This window comes from Alteromonas sp. AWM4_230 (assembly GCF_056158305.1).
In genome coordinates this window covers 1-6400 of sequence record NZ_JBSWTB010000003.1, presented here as the reverse complement: position 1 = coordinate 6400, position 6400 = coordinate 1, and the positions used below count along the sequence as shown (strand labels likewise).

Annotated in this window: 7 protein-coding genes; 3 read left to right on the top strand and 4 right to left on the bottom strand. The window is 31.0% G+C overall.

The window, feature by feature from the left end; translation table 11 throughout:
* Window positions 1-192: 192 nt before the first annotated feature.
* From ACXACS_RS19910 to ACXACS_RS19900, 3 genes are all read left to right on the top strand, one after another.
* On the top strand, window positions 193-411 hold the full coding sequence (locus ACXACS_RS19910; RefSeq protein WP_046206943.1) for a hypothetical protein: 219 nt from the start codon (window positions 193-195) through the stop codon (window positions 409-411).
* A 289-nt stretch (window positions 412-700) separates the two neighbouring features.
* Complete coding sequence (gene trhO / locus ACXACS_RS19905) at window positions 701-1648, top strand: oxygen-dependent tRNA uridine(34) hydroxylase TrhO (protein WP_046206942.1); 948 nt, start codon at window positions 701-703, stop codon at window positions 1646-1648.
* A gap of 661 nt (window positions 1649-2309) precedes the next feature.
* Window positions 2310-3227 carry an AEC family transporter gene (locus ACXACS_RS19900; protein ID WP_046206941.1) on the top strand — a complete coding sequence of 306 codons (918 nt, stop codon included), beginning with the start codon at window positions 2310-2312 and terminating at the stop codon, window positions 3225-3227.
* Between the two features lie 131 nt (window positions 3228-3358).
* Here the strand turns inward: ACXACS_RS19900 and ACXACS_RS19895 are convergent, their stop codons facing one another.
* From ACXACS_RS19895 to ACXACS_RS19880, 4 genes are all read right to left on the bottom strand, one after another.
* Window positions 3359-4198, bottom strand: a complete 840-nt coding sequence (locus ACXACS_RS19895) for a YitT family protein (protein WP_046206940.1) — start codon at window positions 4196-4198, stop codon at window positions 3359-3361.
* A 371-nt stretch (window positions 4199-4569) separates the two neighbouring features.
* Complete coding sequence (locus ACXACS_RS19890; protein ID WP_474809374.1) at window positions 4570-4992, bottom strand: transglycosylase family protein; 423 nt, start codon at window positions 4990-4992, stop codon at window positions 4570-4572.
* Window positions 4892-5287, bottom strand: a complete 396-nt coding sequence (locus tag ACXACS_RS19885) for a hypothetical protein (protein ID WP_474809370.1) — start codon at window positions 5285-5287, stop codon at window positions 4892-4894. Before ACXACS_RS19885 ends, ACXACS_RS19890 begins: the two co-directional genes overlap by 101 nt.
* A 568-nt stretch (window positions 5288-5855) precedes the next feature.
* Window positions 5856-6400 (bottom strand): transglycosylase family protein (locus ACXACS_RS19880; protein WP_474809369.1); only part of this gene is annotated, 545 nt, incomplete at its 5' end.

The window sequence follows — 6400 nt, the reverse complement described above, 5'->3', positions numbered from 1 at the left end:
TCTTAACGAATGCCTGAACACCCCAAAGGCATCCACCTGCTAAATATACAGTTTCCATACTATCCTCTCCTGCTTTATTTCATTGATTAATAAAAGTATATCCACCTCAAGCATATGATGCAAACGCCTATATATTGATGGTTTATTTTTTGTTAATAGGGAAAAATATAATAGAGAATAAGGAGGTATAACATGCCTAAAGTTAAAGAAAGATTATTAGAAGATATTGAAGAAAAGCCTTCAAGAGCTGACAGTGATTTTAATTCAGAGAAAGAAATGCAACAAAATGCTTTTGAACGATTAGGCAAAGATGTAGTGATTATAGAAACACTTTCTATTATGAATATTATCTTTGCTATCAGTACAATTAGTTTAGTAGTTGCACTTATCTTTACAAATAAAAATAAGTAAATTTATATACATGTTCTTTTCATTGATAATAAATTTGAAAAGAACATGTTTTTTATCATAATTCAAACGCTCTTCAAAAAATTTTTGACAATATTTAGTTTTACAAAATTTTTAAATTGAATATTGTTCCTTTTTTGTTACAATATAGTGAGGAGAATTTCGTCCTTTTATAAAAGCATATAGCAAACATTCATCATATCATTATGGATTGTAGCCGCACGACATCACTAAACTATTAATTTTATATAAAACTATTATAAACAGAAATAAATTAGAGGAGAATAGAATTATGGATTACAGAGTATTATTGTATTATAAATATACAACGATTGAAGACCCAGAAACATTTGCTACAGAGCATTTAGATTTTTGTAAAGATTTGGAGCTTAAAGGACGTATCTTAGTATCAACTGAAGGTATTAATGGTACTGTATCAGGAACAGTTGAAGCAACAGAAAAATATATGAACGCATTACAATCAGATGAAAGATTCAAAGGAATTACTTTCAAAATTGATGAAGCAGATGGTCACGCGTTTAAAAAAATGCACGTGCGTCCTAGAAAAGAAATTGTAGCATTAGATTTAGAGCAAGATATTAACCCTAAAGAACTTACTGGTAATTATTTATCACCTAAAGAATTTAAAGAAGCATTATTTGATGATGACACAATTGTTATCGATGCGCGTAATGATTATGAATATGATTTAGGACATTTCCGTGGTGCGATTCGACCTAATATTACTCGTTTTAGAGATTTACCAGACTGGATTAAAGAAAATAAAGATCAATTTATGGATAAAAAAATCGTCACTTATTGTACTGGCGGTATTCGCTGTGAGAAATTCTCCGGTTATCTATTAAGAGAAGGTTTTGAAGACGTAAGCCAACTTGAAGGTGGTATCGCCACTTATGGAAAAGATCCAGAAACAAAAGGTGAGTATTGGGACGGCAAAATGTACGTATTTGACGAACGTATCAGTGTAGATGTCAATCAAGTTGAAAAAACTGTTGTAGGTAAAGAATGGTTTGATGGGACACCTTGTGAACGTTACATCAATTGTTCTAATCCTGAATGTAACCGTCAAATTTTAGTATCTGAAGAAAATGAAGCACGTTATTTAGGCGCTTGTTGCCATGAATGTGCTGAACACGAAAATAATCGCTATGTTAAAAAACATGGTATTAGTGATGAAGAAAAAGCAAAACGCCTAGAAAACTTTAAACAACTTGTCTAGTAAATGATGCTTTGAAACACTGTATGAACATACGATAATGTCATACAAAATATTAGACATATCTATCAAGTTAACAAAAAAATAGTCTGGGACATAAAGTTCTTGGACAAGTGAAAAGGCAATTTCTATATTATTTCAATAGAAATTGCCTTTTTTTCAATACTGTTTTAATTATAATTAGCTCATTGAGTTACAACTTGGATTGATATAGTGTCTTATTTTTTAAAGTATTTAACGTAAAAGTACATATGAATACATTGTATTTTGGCGAGACGTTTGCTGGAACAAGACAATCTGAAGACGAGACAGACTGAATCTGTCCCTAAGAAATCGAGCCAACAATATGCTGCAGTATTGAATAATCAAAGAAACACTCAGATGGATTGAATTAAATCATATGAGTGTTATTTTTCTAGGGTTTATGTTTCAGTACCTTGTCTTTTTAAAATTACTTTTTTTACATAATTAGCTACCGCACGCTTTATATTTATTGAGATTTTTACATTTCACTTACTATTTGAGCAACATAATGATAACCTTTACTTATCAATTCTAATTATTAAGATTTATTTTACTTATAATAAATATGTGCTAACGTAAAAGTAAATGAATATTGCATTATTTTTCATCACATAAAATTTTTAGAGATAGAAGGTTGCTTATGTTTATTTTTATTCTTTCAGAAGTTATTTTGCCTATTTTACTTCTGATATTGTTGGGTTTAATACTTCAAATAAAATTTTCTTTTAATCTTAAACACTTTTCCACTTTAATAACATACTGTTTAATGCCGGCATCAGTATTTGTAAACATTTACCAAATTAACATTGATATACCTTTATTACTAAACATAATATATTATATTATCATTTTCAGCGTTATTTTAATTTTACTTGGCAATTTAATTTCTAAATGTCTACATTTGGAAAAAGGAGAAAGTGCTGCTCTAAAAAATAGTATTTCGTTAATGAATTCAGGAAATTACGGGTTACCAGTCAGTCAACTCGTATTTAGTCATAATCCAATCGGTGTCTCAGTCCAAATTTTCATTTTAGTATTTCAAAATTTACTCACATATTCTTATGGTATGTATAATCTACTATCAGCTAGTAAATCAATGGCAGATATCACACGCGGATTTTTACGTCTACCAGTTTTTCATGCACTTCTGCTAGGAATTATCTGCCAAGTTTTTACTGTTAAGCTTCCCAAAACGATTTTAATTCCCCTCGATCAACTCTCTGATGGATTTGTAGCTATAGCACTGATTTTGTTAGGAGCACAACTTGCCAGAATTAAAATCAACTTTTTCCATCGCGTTATTTCATGGTCACTTATCGGTCGTTTAATAATAAGTCCAATACTTTCTTTAGCAGTTATCTATTTATTAGGCTTAGACGGTGTTGTAGCACAATCACTTTTTATTGCTAGTTCTTTTCCTACTTCAAGAAATACTTCTACGATTGCCATGGAATATCAAATTGAACCGGAATTACATGCACAAATTGTATTGTTTTCTACATTATTTAGTATTTTTACAGTTACCACTGTTATCTTTTTATCTCGTATCTTATTTTAAAAATTGGTAATGATAACATATTTATCCCATAACAAATGCGCATATAAAAATACCAGCCATCCAATATATAAATGAAAGACTGGTATTTTCAAATTTTTGTAGTTAATTTGAAGATATTTGCTTTTCTATGCTTATTGTAATTTCATAAATCCATTTCCTAGGACATCTCGTACATCATGGATTACTAAAAAGGCATTTTCATCATGACGATTTACAATTTTTTTAATTCTAGCTAACTGATTTTGAGGAACGACTACGTAAAGCACATTCGTTTCTTTTTGTTGATATCCTCCTACACCATTTAACAGTGTTGAGCCACGACCTGTTTCTTCATTAATTTGTTTACTAATGTCTGCATTAAAATCTGAAATAATAGTAATTGCTTTTTTAGGATTAAATCCTTCTATTACAAAAGACATGCTTTTTTCAACGATAAACAACATGACAATAGTATAAAGTACATTTTGTATAGGTAAGACAAGTAAGAATGATAAAACTATCAATGAATCAAGTATAAATAATGCTTGTGACGTTTTAATTTCGCTGTATTTGTTTATAATTTTTGCAATAACTGAAGTACCGCCCAATGTACTACGGGCAGATATCACAAATCCTGTACCGATACCAATGAGCACGCCTGAAAAAATAGTATTGATAAAATCAGACTCTAAATTTAAATTAAAAGATTCAGTAATACCCAAGAAGAATGAACTTGCAACCACAGTAATCAAAGTATAAAGTGCAGTTGTTTTACTTAGATATTTCCAACCAACACCAATTAATATGATGTTAATGATAAGTGTCGTCAACGCTGGAGAAAGACCTAAAGTATATTTTAGATTCAAAGAAATACCGACTGTGCCACCTTCTCCTAAATTTGAAGCTAAAACAAAAGAATTGACGCCTATTGCAATTAAAAAAGTACCTAAAAGACAAAAACAAATATTTTTCAGATGAATTTTATATACCATTGAACCAACACCTCTTTCTATAGATTAATCTATTTTTTGAACAACCATTTTCTTAACTATACTTCGTCCATTTTGCTTTCAACACAAAAAGAAACTTTTCAGCAATAGCTAAAAAGTTTCAGAATTACAATTTCAAATTATAATTTTTTTAATACAGAAAACATAATAATAAAAATACGTATGTTTTTCAATGTATGCGGGTTATGTTGAATTATAAGTATATAATGTTTACTTCAATTTATTATAAGCTGTTTAATATTATGCTCTAATTTAATCATTTTCATGTTCCACTAAAAAATGAAAAATCCCTAGATTCTATAAAAGAACCTAGGGACTGATGATACAATATTTCAAAATTAAATATTATTTTATTATGCAGTAACCCACTGTGAAGCACCTTCAGATTCATATAAATCCATTGCTGCTTGGTCTTGTACTGATTCTGGTGCTTCCGTTGGTGATACACCTTTATATTCATCTGGTGCTACTGAATCCCATGTACTTTGTAGGAATTGATATTTACCTGCTGCACCTGAAGATGGATTAACTGCTTTTAAGTCGCCACCTGATTCACGTTGCGCGATTTGTTTCAAGTGATCGTTCACGTCTACAGATGAACCACTTGATGCTTCACTTGAACTACCTGTTGATTGTTGTGATGAAGCTGCTTCTTGTTGTGGTTGTTGCGTTTGCTCAGTTTGAGGTGCTTGCTCTTGTGCTGGTTGTTCTGATGAATCTTGTTGTGGTTGTGTTTGGTCTTGCAGTTTGCGGTGCTTGTTCTTGTTGTCCTGCATTAGTTGTTGATTGTGTTGATGCATCGCTTGATCCGTTTGAACCTTCACCATAGCTCCATGACCAATTTGTGCCATCAGATTCAAAGTTATAATTTAAATTATCTTGATTAAAGTTATAGTTATAAGCACCTTCATGTACTGGCTTAGCATTTAATTGTTCAGGGTTGTTTTGTGCTTGTTGAGCTAGTTGTGCTTGATCGATACCTTGTTCAGACGCATCTGCTGAATTTCCTGCTGCAATTCCTGTTACGCCAAGTCCTACTGCTAACGTTGAAGCTAATACTGTTTTTTTCATTATTAATAAATCCTCCCAAGAGATAATACTTTTAAATTTGCTTTTTAAATTTGTGTTTCGTTTTTTGCAAAATTACTTTTAATCAAATTTGCTAGTTCCCACTGTAACATCTAGAAAAAGCTTGTGGGTTACAGTGAAGTTAAAAAAACATCTAGATTTTTTACGTCCTAATGACATAAAAGTTAAATATTACACTCATCAAAAAACCTTAGAACGCCATCATCATCGTTTTAGGGTTAGTTATATTTTCAATTTTATTGTAATGATGTTGTAATAAAAGCACTTTTTATTCTATTATTGCAAGATTTAGTTCATTAATTAATAAGTCAGCAGTTTTAAATTAAGTATTATTTTTAGTATATTATTTAAATATCTTTTTTAAAATTAACTTTTCTATTAATTTTCTACAATTAATTCTATAACTTTCGAAAATATATGTCTTTCCCTCAATGTAAAAAGGACTAATCCATGTTGTTGCTAACGGATTAGTCCTTTATTTTAGCATGAGCTTTATATGTCACTCACTCTATACATTTATATTCATATTTTAAAATTGCATATTATCTTATTATGCAGTAACCCATTGTGAAGCACCTTCAGATTCATATAAATCCATTGCTGCTTGATCTTGTACTGATTCTGGTGCTTCTGTTGGTGATTGACCTTTATATTCATCTGGCGCTACTGAATCCCATGTACTTTGTAAGAATTGATATTTACCTGCTGCACCTGAAGATGGATTAACTGCTTTTAAGTCGCCACCTGATTCACGTTGCGCGATTTGTTTCAAGTGATCGTTTACTTCTACTGATGAACCACTTGATGCTTCACTTGAATTATCTGTTGATTGTTGTGATGAAGCTGCTTCTTGTTGTGGTTGTTGCGTTTGCTCAGTTTGAGGTGCTTGCTCTTGTGCTGGTTGTTCTGATGAAGCTTGTTGTGGTTGTGTTTGGTCTTGAGTTTGCGGTGCTTGTTCTTGTTGTCCTGCATTAGTTGTTGATTGTGTTGATGCATCACTTGATCCGTTTGAACCTTCACCATAGCTCCATGACCAATATGTGCCATCAGATTCAAAGTTATAATTTAAATTATCTTGATTAAAGTTATAGTTAA